Source organism: Paraburkholderia solisilvae (assembly GCF_902859875.1).
Lineage (GTDB): Bacteria > Pseudomonadota > Gammaproteobacteria > Burkholderiales > Burkholderiaceae > Paraburkholderia > Paraburkholderia solisilvae.
In genome coordinates this window covers 72,286-86,452 of the sequence record NZ_CADIKF010000004.1, presented here as the reverse complement: position 1 = coordinate 86,452, position 14,167 = coordinate 72,286, and the positions used below count along the sequence as shown (strand labels likewise).

Here is a 14,167-nt window from a genome sequence, read left to right as displayed (position 1 = left end):
CCGCGTTGCACGTCAACTATGGGACAATCTGACTTTTGCGATTCTTCCGTTCCAGCATGAGCACCGAGTCCACTTCCAAGCCCGCCTTTCCCGTCACCGACGAAGTCCGTCATGCGCTCGCCGTCACGAAGCGCGGTGTCGACGAACTGCTGATCGAAGAGGAGTTCGTGCAAAAGCTCGCGAAAAGCGCGGCGACCGGCACGCCGCTTCGCATCAAGCTCGGTCTCGATCCGACCGCGCCCGACATTCATATCGGCCATACCGTTGTGCTGAACAAGATGCGTCAGTTGCAGGATCTGGGGCACAACGTCATCTTTCTGATCGGCGATTTCACATCGCTGATCGGCGATCCGTCCGGCCGCAACGCCACGCGCCCGCCGCTCACGCGCGAGCAGATCGAAACCAACGCCAGGACTTACTTCGACCAGGCGTCGCTCGTGCTCGACCGCGCCAAGACCGAGATCCGCTACAACAGCGAATGGTCGATGCCGCTCGGGGCGGACGGCATGATCAAGCTCGCATCGCGCTACACGGTGGCGCGCATTCTCGAGCGCGAAGACTTCACGAAGCGCTTTCAGGGCGGCGTGCCGATTTCGATCCACGAATTCCTGTATCCGTTGATGCAGGGCTACGACTCGGTCGCGCTGAACGCGGACCTCGAACTCGGCGGCACGGACCAGAAGTTCAATTTGCTGGTCGGGCGCGAACTGCAGAAGCAGTATGGCCAGGAGCAGCAATGCATTCTGACCATGCCGCTGCTCGAAGGGCTCGATGGCGTCGAGAAGATGTCGAAGTCCAAGCACAACTACGTCGGCATCAGCGAAAAGCCGACCGACATGTTCGGCAAGCTGATGAGCATTTCGGACGACCTGATGTGGCGTTATTTCGAACTGCTGTCGTTCCGGCCGATGGATGAGATCGCCGGGTTCAACCGCGAAACTCAGGCGGGCCGCAATCCGCGCGACTTCAAGGTCATGCTTGCGCAGGAAATCGTCGCGCGCTTCCATTCGCAGGCCGATGCCGAGCGGGCACTCGAAGATTTCAACCATCGCGCGAAGGGCGGCGTGCCGGACGACATTCCGTCCGTGACCATCACGGGCGCACCGCTTGCCATCGGTCAGTTGCTGAAGCAGGCGGGGCTCGTGCCGTCGACCAGCGAAGCGCTGCGCAATATCGAGCAGGGCGGCGTGAAGATCGACGGCGCGACGGTGTCGGATAAGGCGCTGAAGGTGGGAGCGGGCGAGTTCGTGGTGCAGGTCGGCAAGCGCCGCTTTGCGCGCGTGACACTTTCCGCATGACGCGCGATCGCCACCTGGTCGATTGCAACCGGAGCGGCGCGCGCCGGCCAATGGAGTGCGCCGCATGATCGCGTTGATCCAGCGGGTGAGCAATGCGCAAGTGCGCGTCGGCGATCGCGTGATCGGCGCGATCGGCGCAGGGCTGCTTGCGTTGGTATGCGCGGAACGTGGCGATACCAACGCATGTGCTGACCGGCTTCTCGCGAAAGTGCTCGGCTACCGTGTGTTCAGCGATGCGGCGGGCAAGATGAACCTCAGCGTGCAGAACATCGACGGTGCGGGTCAGGCGGGCGGTCTGCTGCTGGTCTCGCAATTCACGCTGGCGGCGGACACGAATAGCGGTCTGCGGCCGAGTTTCACGCCTGCGGCGCCGCCGGACGAAGGCAAGCGCCTGTTCGACTACTTCGTCGCCGAGGCGCGCGCGAAGCATCCGATCGTCGAGACCGGCGAGTTCGGTGCGGAAATGCAGGTTTCGCTGGTGAACGACGGGCCGGTCACGTTCTGGCTGCAAGTGCGCGCGTAAACAGCGGGCGGTTGGGACGAGGCGTTGCCAGTCGCGCTGCTGCAGGCGCAATCGGCCCTGCGCTGTCGCGTCAGCACGACGACGCGGCTTGTGTTATTAACGAACGGTCCAACCATGCGCCCGGCCCCTCGCGGCCACGAACGCTTATCTCATGTCCACTCGAATTCTCTTTATCCGACACGGCGAAACGGACTGGAATCGCATCAAACGCATACAGGGGCATATCGATATTCCTCTCGCGGCGTCCGGTGTCGCGCAGGCGCAGCGGCTCGCCGCGCGTTTAGGGCGCGAGGCGAAGGAAGGCGCTCGCCTCGACGCAATTTATTCGAGTGACTTGCAGCGCGCCCAGCAAACAGCGCGGCCGAGCGCAGAGGTGCTCGGCATGTCGCTGATCCTGAACGAAGGCTTGCGCGAACGTTCGTTTGGCGCGTTTCAGGGACACGACAGCGAAGAAATCGCGCAACGCTTTCCCGACGAATACGCGCAATGGCAAACCCGTGATCCGGGCTTTGCCCCACCCGACGGCGAGTCGGAGCGCGTCTTCTATCACCGCGTGCTGCATGCGCTGGAGCCGATCGTGGCCGCGCACCCGAACGGACGCATTGCGTGCGTCGCGCACGGTGGCGTGCTCGACTGCGTGTACCGATTCGCGAACGGCATCGCGCTCGATGCGCCGCGCGATTACCCGTTGCTCAACACGAGCATCAACGTTGTCGATTTTGACGGCGGCAGGGCGACTGTCGTGTCGTGGGCAGATGTAGCTCACCTCGACGGGCGTAGCGACGACGACGGATTCTCCAGGACGCAACAGGATAAACGACGTTGAACGGTATCGCGCGTGCCCATCGGCCGGCGGTGGATTTGCGTTTCGATCTGAGGTGCGGTTCCGGCGGACATCGCGGTCAACAGCGTTCGCGTGACACCGGGTAAGCGCTCGCGCTTTCGCGATGCGCACTTCGCGCGTTACGCCGGCGGATCCGAATCCCACAGGCCACGGACGTGGCTCGAAGAGTCCGGCGCGGCGAGACCAAAATGCCGGTACGTGAGCAGCGTCGCGACACGGCCGCGCGGCGTGCGTTGCAAGTAGCCCTGCTGGATCAGATAAGGCTCGAGCACGTCTTCGATCGTGTCGCGCTCTTCGCCGATCGCCGCGGCGAGGTTGTCGACGCCGACCGGACCGCCATCGAATTTGTGCAGGATCGCTTCGAGCAGCTTGCGGTCCATCAGGTCGAAACCGACCGGATCGACGTCGAGCATGGCGAGCGCGGCGTCCGCCACCTTCACAGTGATATTGCCGTCCGCCTTGACCTCCGCGAAGTCTCGTACGCGACGCAGCAACCGGTTCGCGATCCGTGGTGTGCCGCGCGAACGTTTTGCGATTTCGAGCGCACCTTCCGGGTCGATCTGCGCGTTCAGTAGCGACGCGGAGCGCGTGACGATACGCGCGAGTTCGCTGGCGTTATAAAACTCGAGCCGCGCGACGATGCCGAAGCGATCGCGCAACGGATTGGTCAGCATGCCGGCGCGAGTGGTTGCGCCGACCAGCGTGAACGGCTGCAGGTCGAGTTTGACGCTGCGCGCCGCCGGCCCTTCGCCGATCATGATGTCGATTTGATAGTCTTCGAGCGCCGGATACAGAATTTCCTCGACGACTGGCGACAAACGGTGAATCTCATCAATGAACAGCACGTCGTTCGCTTCGAGATTCGTCAGCAGCGCGGCGAGGTCGCCCGCGCGTTCCAGCACCGGCCCCGACGTTTGCCGCAGATTGACGCCCATTTCTCGCGCGATGATGTGCGCAAGCGTGGTCTTGCCGAGCCCGGGCGGCCCGAACAGCAACACGTGGTCGAGCGACTCCGAACGGCGTTTCGCAGCCTCGATGAAGATCTCGAGCTGACCGCGCACCTTTTCCTGGCCGACGTATTCGTCGAGCTGGCGCGGGCGCAGCGCGCGCTCGAATGCTTCTTCGTTCGGCGACACGGGCGTGGCGGCGATGATGCGTTCGGCGGCGAGTTTGTCGGTTTCGATCATGACGGGCATTGTACCGCGCGCCGCTCGTTCACAAAGCTGGCCGAATGGCCAGGGTGCGCGCGCAACGCCGACGTGCGATGCTTCGTTCCGTCGTCACCTGTCGCTGCCCGCGCTCATCGCGTCAGGTCTTCGACAATGCCTTCAACGCGAGCTTGATGCCTTCGGACACGCCGGTACCCGCCGGCACGTTCTTGATGGCGGCCAATGCTTCTTTTTCGGAGTATCCCAATGCGAGCAGCGCATTCAGGATGTCGGACGCATGACCGGACGCGGACACTGCGCCCGCTGCCGTGCCCAGATCCGCACCGAGCTTGCCCTTGAGTTCGAGGAGCAGCCGCTCCGCAGTTTTTTTACCAATGCCCGGCACGCGCGTGAGGCGCGCGGCATCTTGCAGCGTGACGGTTTGCGAAAGCTCCTGCACGCTCATGCCGGACAGCACGGCGAGCGCCATGCGCGCGCCGATGCCGCTGATCTTTAACAATTCGCGAAACGTCGAGCGTTCCTGCGCGGTGCCGAAGCCGTACAGCAGATGTGCGTCCTCGCGCACGATCAGCTGGGTCAGCAGCACCACTTTTTCGCCCGTCGACGGCAGGTTGTAGAAGGTGCTCATCGGCACGTCGACTTCGTACCCCACGCCGTTGCAGTCGACGAGCAGGTGCGGCGGATTCTTTTCCAGCAGGACGCCGGCAATGCGACCGATCATGATCGATCCAATCGTGAGGGAAAGCGCGAGTGTAGCGCAGCGCGCAGGCGGGCGGCGCGCGGGTTGAAAGCCTGGAGCGGGGGCGCGTTGGCGTATCGTCGCGTCGCGTCGCGTCGCATCGCATCGCATCGCATCGCATCGCGCCGCATCGCAGGTCAGGTCGGCGCGGGCTCGCGCGTCGCGGCGTCGCGCAATGCGGCTAGCCGACCAGCCGGCCGCGCCGCACGCGCAGACCTTTCTTCGCCAGTGCGGGCGCGATGCCGCCGAGGGTACTCAGCGTGCTGCCGCCGTGTGCGTGGCAAATCGCCATGCCGAGCGCGTCGGCAGCGTCGGTGCCGGGCACGCCGGAGAGCGTCAGCAGGCGCACGACCATCTGTTGCATCTGCTCCTTGGTCGCGCGCCCGTAACCGACCACCGCCTGCTTCAACTGCAGCGCGGTGTATTCCGCTACCGGCACGCCGCCCGCTACCAGCCCGCAAATCGCGGCGCCCCGTGCCTGGCCGAGCAGCAGCGTCGATTGTGGATTGACGTTGACGAACACCTTCTCGATAGCAGACTGGTCGGGCGCGTGTTCGCGGATCAGCGTCGAAATACCTTCGAAGATCGCGCCAAGGCGCGACGGCAGGTCGCCGTCCGCCGTCCTGATGACGCCGCTTGCGACGTAGGTCAACTGGTGGCCGGACTGGTCGATCACGCCGAAGCCGGTCACGCGCAGGCCGGGGTCGATGCCGAGAATTCTCATAGCGGAAGGGCAGACGTAGTGCCTGCGATACTACAACGAATCGGATGAAAAACGGCCCGGCAGTGTGCGCCTGCCGGGCCGTTTTCCGCGTGCTTCCGGCAAGACACTGCCGAAAGCACGCGGCCTGTTCGTGGTGGAAAATTCGAGGCGTTAGTGACGGAAGTGCCGTACGCCCGTCACGACCATCGCAATGTTGTGCTCGTCCGCGGCGGCGATCACTTCATCGTCGCGTACCGACCCGCCGGGCTGGATCACGCAGGTCGCGCCCGCCGCGACCACCACGTCGAGCCCGTCACGGAACGGGAAGAACGCATCGGACGCAACGGCCGAGCCGTTCAGCGACAGCCCCGCGTTCTGCGCCTTGATGCTCGCAATGCGCGCCGAATCCACGCGGCTCATCTGGCCCGCGCCGACGCCGAGCGTCATGCCGTTGCCGCAGAACACGATCGCGTTGGACTTCACGAACTTCGCGACGCGCCACGCGAACAGCAGGTCGTCCATTTCCTTGGGCGTCGGATAACGCTTCGTCACGACGCGCAGGTCGCGCGCCTGCACGTTCTTCGAATCGAGCGATTGCACGAGCAGACCGCCGCCGACGCGTTTCAGGTCGAACGTGTTATGCCCGTCGCCGAGCGCAATTTCGAGCAGCCGCACGTTCTGCTTGGCCGCGAAAACCTGCCGGGCCTCGGCGCTGAATGCCGGTGCGATCAGCACTTCGACGAACTGTTTCGCGACGGCTTGCGCGGTCGCTTCATTCACTTCGCGATTGAACGCGATGATGCCGCCGAATGCCGACGTCGGATCCGTCTGGAACGCCTTCGCGTATGCCTCGTTCGTATCGGCGCCCATCGCGACGCCACACGGATTGGCGTGCTTGATAATCACGCAGGCCGGCACGTCGAATGTCTTGACGCATTCCCAGGCAGCGTCCGAATCGGCGATGTTGTTGTACGAGAGTTCCTTGCCTTGCAACTGCCGGTAATTCGCGAGCGCACCGGCCGGCACCGACAGGTCGCGATAGAACGCCGCGCTCTGGTGCGGGTTTTCGCCGTAACGCAGGTCCTGAACCTTCTCGTACGCGAGGTTGAGCGTGGCCGGATACACGTTGCGCGAGCGGTGCTGCAGCGCTTCGGTGAGGCTCGTCAGGTAGTTCGTGATGGCGCCGTCGTATTGCGCGGTGTGCGCGAACACCTTCGTCGCGAGACGGAAGTTCGTTGGGCAGCCGACGGTATTGCGGTTCGCGCGCATTTCGTCGAGCACCGTTGCGTAGTCGGCCGGATCGACGATCACCGTCACATCGCGGTGGTTCTTCGCCGCGGAGCGCAGCATCGTCGGGCCGCCGATGTCGATGTTCTCGATCGCGTCTTCGAGCGAGCAGTCTTCCTTCGACACGGTCTGCACGAACGGATACAGGTTCACGACCAGCAGGTCGATGGTCGGAATGCCGTGCTGTTCGAGCGCGGCCATGTGTTCGGGCAGGTCGCGGCGCGCGAGAATGCCGCCGTGCACCTTCGGATGCAGCGTCTTCACGCGCCCGTCGAGCATTTCCGGGAAGCCCGTGTAATCGGCCACCTCGGTGACTGCGAGGCCCGCGTCCGCGAGCAGTTTCGCGGTGCCGCCGGTCGACAGGATCTTGACGCCGAGTTCCGACAGCGATTTCGCGAAATCGACGATGCCGGACTTGTCGGAAACGGAGATGAGCGCTTGCTTGATCATGATGAAAACGGAAAAGCCCGATGAAGGCGTGGCAGGGCGCGTGCGCTACAGCAGACCGTGCTGTTGCAGCTTCTTGCGCAGCGTATTGCGGTTGATGCCGAGATATTCGGCGGCCAGCGACTGATTGCCGCCGGCCTGCTCGAGCACCACCTCGAGCATCGGTTTTTCGACGCACGAAATGACCATGTCATAGACGTCGTGCGGGTTGGAGCCGTCGAGATCCTGGAAGTACATATCCAGGCTGTCGCGGACACATTGTTCGATATTGTGCTTGCTCATGCTGCTAATAGGTCGGATTGGTCCCGTTCGCCGTTGTTATTGACCTCGTCTTCAACGTACACGAGGCGATCTGAAATCGCCTTTTGCGCGTCGAAGAATTCATTGACGGCAAGCAGCTGCTCGCGCGTCGTGTCCAGCGTATTCATCCGATGACGGAACGCGTTGGCGCCGGAAAGGCCGCGAGTGTACCAGCCGATATGCTTGCGCGCAGTACGCACGCCGGTGAATTCACCGTAAAAAGCGTAGTGATCCTCGAGATGCCCGTTCATGACCTGCTGGATTTCTTCGATGCGCGGCGGCGGCAGCAGGCTGCCGGTCAGCAGGAAATGTTCGATCTCGCGAAAGAGCCACGGGCGCCCCTGCGCGGCGCGGCCAATCATGATTGCGTCGGCGCCGGTCGCGGCGAGTACGTCGCGCGCCTTGTGTGGCGACGTGATGTCGCCGTTCGCGACAACCGGAATATTCACTGCGGCTTTTACCGCGGCGATGGTTTCGTATTCGGCTTCGCCGTGGTACAAGTCCGCGCGAGTGCGGCCATGCACGGTCAGCATCGAGATGCCGGCGGATTCGGCAAGACGCGCGACGCTGAGCGCATTCCTGTTCTCGCGATTCCAGCCGGTGCGAATCTTGAGCGTAACGGGCACCGCGTCCGGTCCGATGCCCACCGCGCCTACCACTGCCTCGACGATGCGCTGCACCAGCGGCTCGTTCTGCAACAGCGCCGAACCGGCTGCCACATTGCACACTTTCTTCGCTGGGCAGCCCATGTTGATGTCGATGATCTGCGCGCCGTTCGCGACGTTATAGCGCGCAGCCTCGGCCATCATCTGCGGGTCCGCGCCGGCGATCTGCACGGCGATGGGTTCGACTTCGCCCGCGTGGTTCGCGCGACGCATGGTCTTTTCGCTCTTCCACAATTGCGCGTTGGACGCGACCATTTCCGATACCGCGTAGCCCGCGCCGAGGCGTTTGCAGAGCTGCCGGAACGGCCGGTCCGTGACGCCGGCCATCGGGGCGACGAACAGGTTGTTGCGCAAGTTGTGGGTGCCGATAACGGGCATGACCGATAGAGCAGGATGCGGCGAGCCACCGCATCAGCCAATGCTGACGCACAAGTGGAATACCGCAGATCGCGAGGGGAAAGTTTCTATTTTAACGTTAACGGCTCAGTACCCGTCAGAGTTGAATGCAGGATAAGCCGTTAAATCTTCTATGAAAGTGCGCCCGCTCATAGAGCGCGCATCAGCTCATGTGCACCATCGCGGCGCGATTGTCACGCTGACCGCCGCGAAGGCGGCGCCAAAACATGCAGCGAAATGCAGTGAAAAACCCGGTGCAGTGAAAAACCTGGCGGCCGGTCGCGGTCGTACCGGCGCAGCGCCTAACGTCGTTGCCCGAAGATCATTTGCCGCGCCAGCGCGGTTTTCACCGGCGGCACGAATTCGAGGGCGGTCAACGCGAGGCCGCGTAGCGAGCCGAGCGCGGGGAAGTCGATCGTGAACAGACGCGCGAGCGTGTCGGTCGCGCCGATCGTGAGCCGCCGGTCGAGCGCGCGGCTGCGTGCGAACGCGGCGAGCGCAAGCGGCGACGCGCCGTGTTGCGCCAGCGCGTCGGCAAGCGCATGTGCGTCGCGCAGACCCAGATTCAAACCTTGGCCCGCGACCGGGTGCAGGGTTTGCGCCGCGTTGCCGATCGCAACCACACGGCCGTTGACGAGCGCGTCGACGGAGTTCAGGCCGAGCGGAAATGCCGCGCGCGCGCTGATCTTCGTAAAGCGGCCCATCCGGTCGCCGAATGCGACGCCGAGTTCGTGCAAAAACGCGTCGTCGGGCAGTTGCGCGCGGCGTGCCGCTTCTTCGGGCGTACAGCACCAGACGAGCGCAAAGTCCGCCCCGCGCGCGCCGCCGGTCGGCAGCAGCGCGATCGGGCCTTGCGACGTGAAGCGCTCCCACGCGACATGCGGGCGTGGCGCCGAGACGCTCACGGTACCGACGAGCGCCGTCTGTCCGTAGTCGCGCGTGCCGCCGCCGCGCGCCTGCTGCTCGTGAAACAGCCCGCCTTCGGCGCTCACGAGCAGCCGGGTGCGCAGCGTGCGCGTCCCGCTGACATGCTCGACACGCAGCGTGACGCCGTCGTTTTCCTGCACGGGCGCCTGTGCGGTCGTCGATTTGAACCAGTGCACGGGCGTCGCCTGCACCCGCTGTGCGAGCGCCTGCACGATCGAGCCGTAGCGCAGCACGTAGCCGAGCGCGGGCAGGCCGTGCTCGGCGTGATCGATCAGTGTGCGGCCGAAGTGACCCCGCTGCGACACGTGAATGCGATGAATCGCGGTCGCGTCGGCGGGCCAGCGCAGCGGCTCGAGAATCATCCGGCTGCCTTGCGACACCGCGATCGCGCGCGGATCCGATGCCGCGCTCTCCGGCTCGCGCGCATCGATCAACGCAACCGACAGCGCGCGCGTTGCGCTGCGCCGTGCGAGCCAGCCGGCCAGTGCGAGGCCGACCGGGCCCGCGCCGACGATGGTCACGTCGAAATCGAATGCATCGCCAGGCGGCTGACCGGGCTGCTTGCTTGCGTCGGGCCGCGTACCGCCTTGCGACGCAAGCGGCGAGGTATCCGTCGATTGCTGGTCCGGCGCACCGGCGTGTGCATCGGCTCCGTTCATGGGCTGCGCCTGATCCACGTTCGCCCCGCTCATGCGGAACCTGATGCCGCGGGCGCGGCGGCCGCCGTGTCGCGCGCACGTGCGTCGCGCATCAGAGCCTCGATTTCATCGGCGTCGACCGGCACGTCGCGGGTGATCAGTTCGCAGCCGGCCGCGGTGACGACCGCATCGTCTTCGATACGGATACCGATATTCCAGTACTTTTCCGGCACGTCATCGGCGGCGCGGATGTAGAGGCCGGGCTCGATCGTCAGCGTCATCGACGGCGCGAGCGTGCGCCACGGCGGCATGCCTTGCGCATCCGCAGACGTGCCTCGTTCCCCGCCTCTTTCCCCGGCTCTTTCCCGATAATCGCCGCAATCATGCACATCCATCCCGAGCCAATGGCCGGTGCGATGCATGTAGAAGCGCGCATACGCGCGCTGCCCGATTACATCGTCGACGCTCGTAAAGCGTTCGCGGCCGATGATGCCGGTGTCGAGCAGGCCTTGCGCGAGCACGCGCACCGCGGCGTCGTGCGGCGCTTCGAAATTGACGCCCGCGCGCGTCGCATCGATGGCCGCCTGCTGCGCGGCGAGCACGATGTCGTACAACTCGCGCTGCGCGGCGCTGAACCGCCCGTTCGCCGGAAAGGTGCGCGTGATGTCCGACGCGTAGCCGTCCAGTTCGCATGCGGCATCGATCAGGATCAGGTCGCCGTCGCGCGCGATCGCGTTGCCGGCCGGGTAGTGCAGCACGCACGCATTCGCGCCGGCCGCGACGATCGAGCCGTACGCCGGCGCTTGCGCGCCGTACTTGCGAAACGTGTACAGCAGCTCCGCTTCGAGTTCGTATTCGCGCATGCCGGGCCGGCATGCCGCCATCGCGCGCCGATGCGCGAGCGCGGAAATCTGCGCGGCGCGGCGCATCACGGCAAGTTCGTGGTTGTCCTTGAAAAGGCGCATGTCATCGAGCACCGGCAGCAGGTCGTGCACTGCGCTCGGCGCGACCACGCCGCTGCGTGCCCGCGCGCGCACCGCGTCGAGCCAGTGGCGCACCTGCGCGTCGAGCTCCGGCGACACGCCCAGCGCATAGTGCAACGCCGGCTTGTCCGCGATGATGCCCGGCAGGTGCGTATCGAGCTCATCGAACGGAAAGGCGGCGTCGAAGCCGAACGCATCGCGTGCGCCTTCCGGTCCGTAGCGGAAGCCTTCCCATGTCTCCCGCTCGGTGTTCTTCGCGCGGCAGAACAGGATCGAGGCGGGCGCATCGGGGGGCGCGCTCGCGTCGAGCACGAGCAGCGCTTCCGGTTCGGCAAAGCCCGTCAGGTAGTAAAAGTAGCTGTCGTGCCGGTACGGGTAGTCGGCGTCACGGTTGCGCAGCACTTCGGGCGCGGTCGGCACGATGGCGACGCCGCCGCCCGCGGCGCGCAGTGCCGCCAGCACGCGCTCACGCCGCTGGCGGTAGACCGCGGCGGCCGCGGTCGGATCGAGGGAAGATTCGGTCGGCAGGTTCATCGTGCGATTGTAGCGCCCAATGTGAAACGCTTCTCCTGCGCTCGCGCGCTCGACCATGGCGCCCGTGGCGCCCATGGCGACGATGCATTCCGGGCGGACGCGTGCCGTATGCGCCGCCGCAAGCGAACACACCAACGCCTGAAGCGCCGACCCGGATGCCAAAACAGTGATCCAAATCAGGACGCGAACGCGCGCACATGCCATCCGCATTGTTGCAATCCGTCCACACGTCATACCGGTGCGGCTGGCCGGATGATGCGGCAGCGCTTGAAACCCCGCTATTCCACTTATACTTTCGCCCAGTTCAAGAAAAGGCAGAAGTGATGAAACTCATCGGTTCGCTGACGAGCCCATTCGTCCGCAAGGCGCGGATCGTGCTCGCGGAAAAAAAGATCGACTACAGGCTGGTGCTCGAAAACGTCTGGTCCAGCGAGACGACCATCCATACGTTCAACCCGATCGGCAAGGTGCCGTGTCTCGTGATGGAGGATGGCGAAGCCGTATTCGATTCGCGCGTGATCTGCGAATACGTCGACACGCTGTCGCCGGTCGGCAAGCTGATCCCGCAGCCGGGGCGCGAGCGCATCGAGGTGCGCTGCTGGGAGGCGCTGGCGGACGGCATGATGGACGCCGCTGTACTGGTGCGTCTCGAAGGCACGCAACGCGATCCCGAAAAGCGCTGTGACAAGTGGCTCGCGCGGCAGCGTCGCAAGGTCGACGAAGGCCTTGTCGCGATGTCGCAGGGGCTCGGCAGCAATACGTGGTGCGCCGGCAATCACTACACGCTGGCCGATATCGCGGTCGGCTGCGCGCTCAGTTACCTCGACTTAAGAATGCCCGACCTGAACTGGCGCGAGCTGCATCCGAATCTCGACAAGCATTACCAGAAGCTGTCGCAGCGGCAGTCGTTTATCGACACGGCGCTGATCGAATAACCGTCGGCTTGCCTCGCAACGCAACACTTGCCACGAGCACGCGGCCGCACGTTTGCGGCGGCCCGCATCGCCGGGCGGCACGAAACAAAAGCAAATCAAACCCAAAGCAAATCAAACCCAAGCAACGCGGCATGCATGACATGCATGCCGCTCGCCCTTCAGGCGGCGACGCTTCTCACTTCCGGCGTGAACGAGTCGCTGCGCGCGACCGGCCACCATTTTTCATACAGCGAATAGCGGTACCTGCCGTCGAGCAGATCGTTCGGTTCGAGGTACTTCAGCAGATCGCACATCAACCGCACTTCATACGACGACACGCGCCGCACGATGTGATGCGGCCGTAGATCCGACGGATGCCGCAGCCCCGCGGCCTGCACGATCTCCTGCAGCGCATGCAGCGTGTTGTGGTGATAGTTGAATACGCGATCGGACTTGTCGGAGACGATCAGCGCACGCTGGCGCACCGGGTCTTGCGTCGCGACGCCGGTCGGGCAGCGGCCGCTATGGCAGGTCTGCGCCTGGATGCAGCCGACCGCGAACATGAAGCCGCGCGCCGCGTTCACCCAGTCCGCGCCGATCGCAAGCGTCTTCGCGATATCGAACGCGGTGATCATCTTGCCGCTTGCGCCAATGCGAATGCGGTCGCGCAGTCCGATCCCGACGAGCGTATTGCGCACGAGCAGCAAGCCTTCCTGCAGCGGCACGCCGATATGATCGGTGAACTCGAGCGGCGCCGCGCCGGTGCCGCCTTCCGCGCCGTCGACGACGATAAAGTCCGGCAGGATGCCGGTCTCGAGCATTGCTTTCGCGATGCCGAAAAATTCCCACGGATGTCCGATGCACAGCTTGAAGCCGGTCGGTTTGCCGCCCGACAGATTGCGCAGCCGCTCGACGAATTCGAGCAGGCCGCGCGGTGTCGAAAACTCGCTGTGCGACGCAGGCGATATGCAATCGCGGCCCATCGGCACGCCGCGCGTCTCGGCAATTTCCGGCGTGATCTTCGCGGCCGGCAGCACGCCGCCGTGGCCGGGCTTCGCGCCTTGCGACAGCTTGATCTCGATCATCTTCACCTGCGGCTCGCGCGCCTGCTTCGCGAACTTGTCGGCGCTGAAACTGCCGTCGTCGTTGCGGCAGCCGAAGTAGCCGGAGGCGATTTCCCAGATGATGTCGCCACCGTGCTCGCGGTGATGTTTCGACATCGAGCCTTCGCCGGTGTCGTGTGCGAACCCGCCTTTTTTCGCGCCGAGATTGAGCGCGCGAATCGCGTTCGCCGACAGCGAGCCGAAGCTCATCGCCGATACGTTGAAGATCGACATCGAGTACGGGTGCTCGCGGTCTTCACCGACCACGATCCGGAAATCGTGATGGTCGAGCTGCGTCGGCGCGAGCGAATGGCTGATCCATTCGTGGCCGACCGCTTTCACGTCGACCTCGGTGCCGTACGGGCGGCTATCGGTTTCGTTTTTCGCGCGCTGATACACGATGCTGCGCTGTGCGCGCGAGAACGGCTTTTCCTCGGTGTCGCCCTCGACGAAGTACTGGCGAATCTCCGGCCGGATGAATTCGAACATGAAACGGAAGTGGCCCCACAGCGGATAGTTGCGCAGAATCGCGTGCCGCTTTTGCGTGAGGTCCCACGCGCCGAGTACGACGAGCAGCACGGGCACGCTCAGCCAGAACCATGAGATGCGCGCCGTGGCCGCAAGCGCCGCGCAGGCGAGCATGACGAGCACAGCGCACCACATCGCCAGATAACGTCGAGAAAACATGGGGACTCCG

Annotated in this window: 13 protein-coding genes; 4 read left to right on the top strand and 9 right to left on the bottom strand. The window is 64.5% G+C overall.

Going from position 1 to position 14,167, the window contains the following annotated elements:
- Positions 1 to 56: 56 nt before the first annotated feature.
- The 3 genes from tyrS (at position 57) to HV675_RS04185 (ending at position 2,647) form a co-directional block, all read left to right on the top strand.
- The gene (tyrS, locus tag HV675_RS04195) at positions 57 to 1,298 is read left to right on the top strand and encodes a tyrosine--tRNA ligase (RefSeq protein ID WP_175109504.1); all 1,242 of its coding nucleotides are present in this window, start codon (positions 57 to 59) and stop codon (positions 1,296 to 1,298) included.
- 64 nt (positions 1,299 to 1,362) lie between these two features.
- Entirely contained in the window at positions 1,363 to 1,821 is a 459-nt protein-coding gene (gene dtd / locus HV675_RS04190) for a D-aminoacyl-tRNA deacylase (protein ID WP_175109503.1), read from the top strand.
- Positions 1,822 to 1,972: 151 nt separating this feature from the next.
- Positions 1,973 to 2,647, top strand: a complete 675-nt coding sequence (locus HV675_RS04185) for a histidine phosphatase family protein (RefSeq protein WP_175109502.1) — start codon at positions 1,973 to 1,975, stop codon at positions 2,645 to 2,647.
- 137 nt (positions 2,648 to 2,784) lie between these two features.
- On the opposite strand, the gene ruvB is transcribed toward HV675_RS04185, so the two are convergent.
- From ruvB to HV675_RS04145, 8 genes are all read right to left on the bottom strand, one after another.
- Entirely contained in the window at positions 2,785 to 3,852 is a 1,068-nt protein-coding gene (gene ruvB / locus HV675_RS04180; protein ID WP_175109645.1) for a Holliday junction branch migration DNA helicase RuvB, read from the bottom strand.
- A 121-nt stretch (positions 3,853 to 3,973) separates the two neighbouring features.
- Entirely contained in the window at positions 3,974 to 4,555 is a 582-nt protein-coding gene (gene ruvA / locus HV675_RS04175) for a Holliday junction branch migration protein RuvA (protein ID WP_175109501.1), read from the bottom strand.
- A 199-nt stretch (positions 4,556 to 4,754) separates the two neighbouring features.
- Positions 4,755 to 5,297, bottom strand: a complete 543-nt coding sequence (gene ruvC, locus HV675_RS04170) for a crossover junction endodeoxyribonuclease RuvC (RefSeq protein WP_175109500.1) — start codon at positions 5,295 to 5,297, stop codon at positions 4,755 to 4,757.
- Between the two features lie 150 nt (positions 5,298 to 5,447).
- On the bottom strand, positions 5,448 to 7,013 hold the full coding sequence (purH, locus tag HV675_RS04165) for a bifunctional phosphoribosylaminoimidazolecarboxamide formyltransferase/IMP cyclohydrolase (RefSeq protein WP_175109499.1): 1,566 nt from the start codon (positions 7,011 to 7,013) through the stop codon (positions 5,448 to 5,450).
- Between the two features lie 45 nt (positions 7,014 to 7,058).
- A complete protein-coding gene (locus HV675_RS04160) occupies positions 7,059 to 7,292 on the bottom strand; it encodes a Fis family transcriptional regulator (RefSeq protein ID WP_175109498.1) in 234 nt (77 codons plus the stop codon).
- On the bottom strand, positions 7,289 to 8,353 hold the full coding sequence (gene dusB / locus HV675_RS04155) for a tRNA dihydrouridine synthase DusB (protein WP_175109497.1): 1,065 nt from the start codon (positions 8,351 to 8,353) through the stop codon (positions 7,289 to 7,291). Before dusB ends, HV675_RS04160 begins: the two co-directional genes overlap by 4 nt.
- A gap of 320 nt (positions 8,354 to 8,673) precedes the next feature.
- Positions 8,674 to 9,957, bottom strand: coding sequence for a UbiH/UbiF/VisC/COQ6 family ubiquinone biosynthesis hydroxylase (locus HV675_RS04150; RefSeq protein ID WP_175109496.1), 1,284 nt, complete (start codon positions 9,955 to 9,957; stop codon positions 8,674 to 8,676).
- Between the two features lie 29 nt (positions 9,958 to 9,986).
- Entirely contained in the window at positions 9,987 to 11,453 is a 1,467-nt protein-coding gene (locus HV675_RS04145) for an aminopeptidase P N-terminal domain-containing protein (protein WP_175109644.1), read from the bottom strand.
- 323 nt (positions 11,454 to 11,776) lie between these two features.
- Here HV675_RS04145 and HV675_RS04140 point away from each other — a divergent pair, with 323 nt between their 5' ends.
- Positions 11,777 to 12,388 carry a glutathione S-transferase N-terminal domain-containing protein gene (locus HV675_RS04140; protein WP_175109495.1) on the top strand — a complete coding sequence of 204 codons (612 nt, stop codon included), beginning with the start codon at positions 11,777 to 11,779 and terminating at the stop codon, positions 12,386 to 12,388.
- A 158-nt stretch (positions 12,389 to 12,546) separates the two neighbouring features.
- Here the strand turns inward: HV675_RS04140 and HV675_RS04135 are convergent, their stop codons facing one another.
- A complete protein-coding gene (locus tag HV675_RS04135) occupies positions 12,547 to 14,157 on the bottom strand; it encodes an FMN-binding glutamate synthase family protein (RefSeq protein WP_175109494.1) in 1,611 nt (536 codons plus the stop codon).
- Between the last annotated feature and the right edge of the window lie 10 nt (positions 14,158 to 14,167).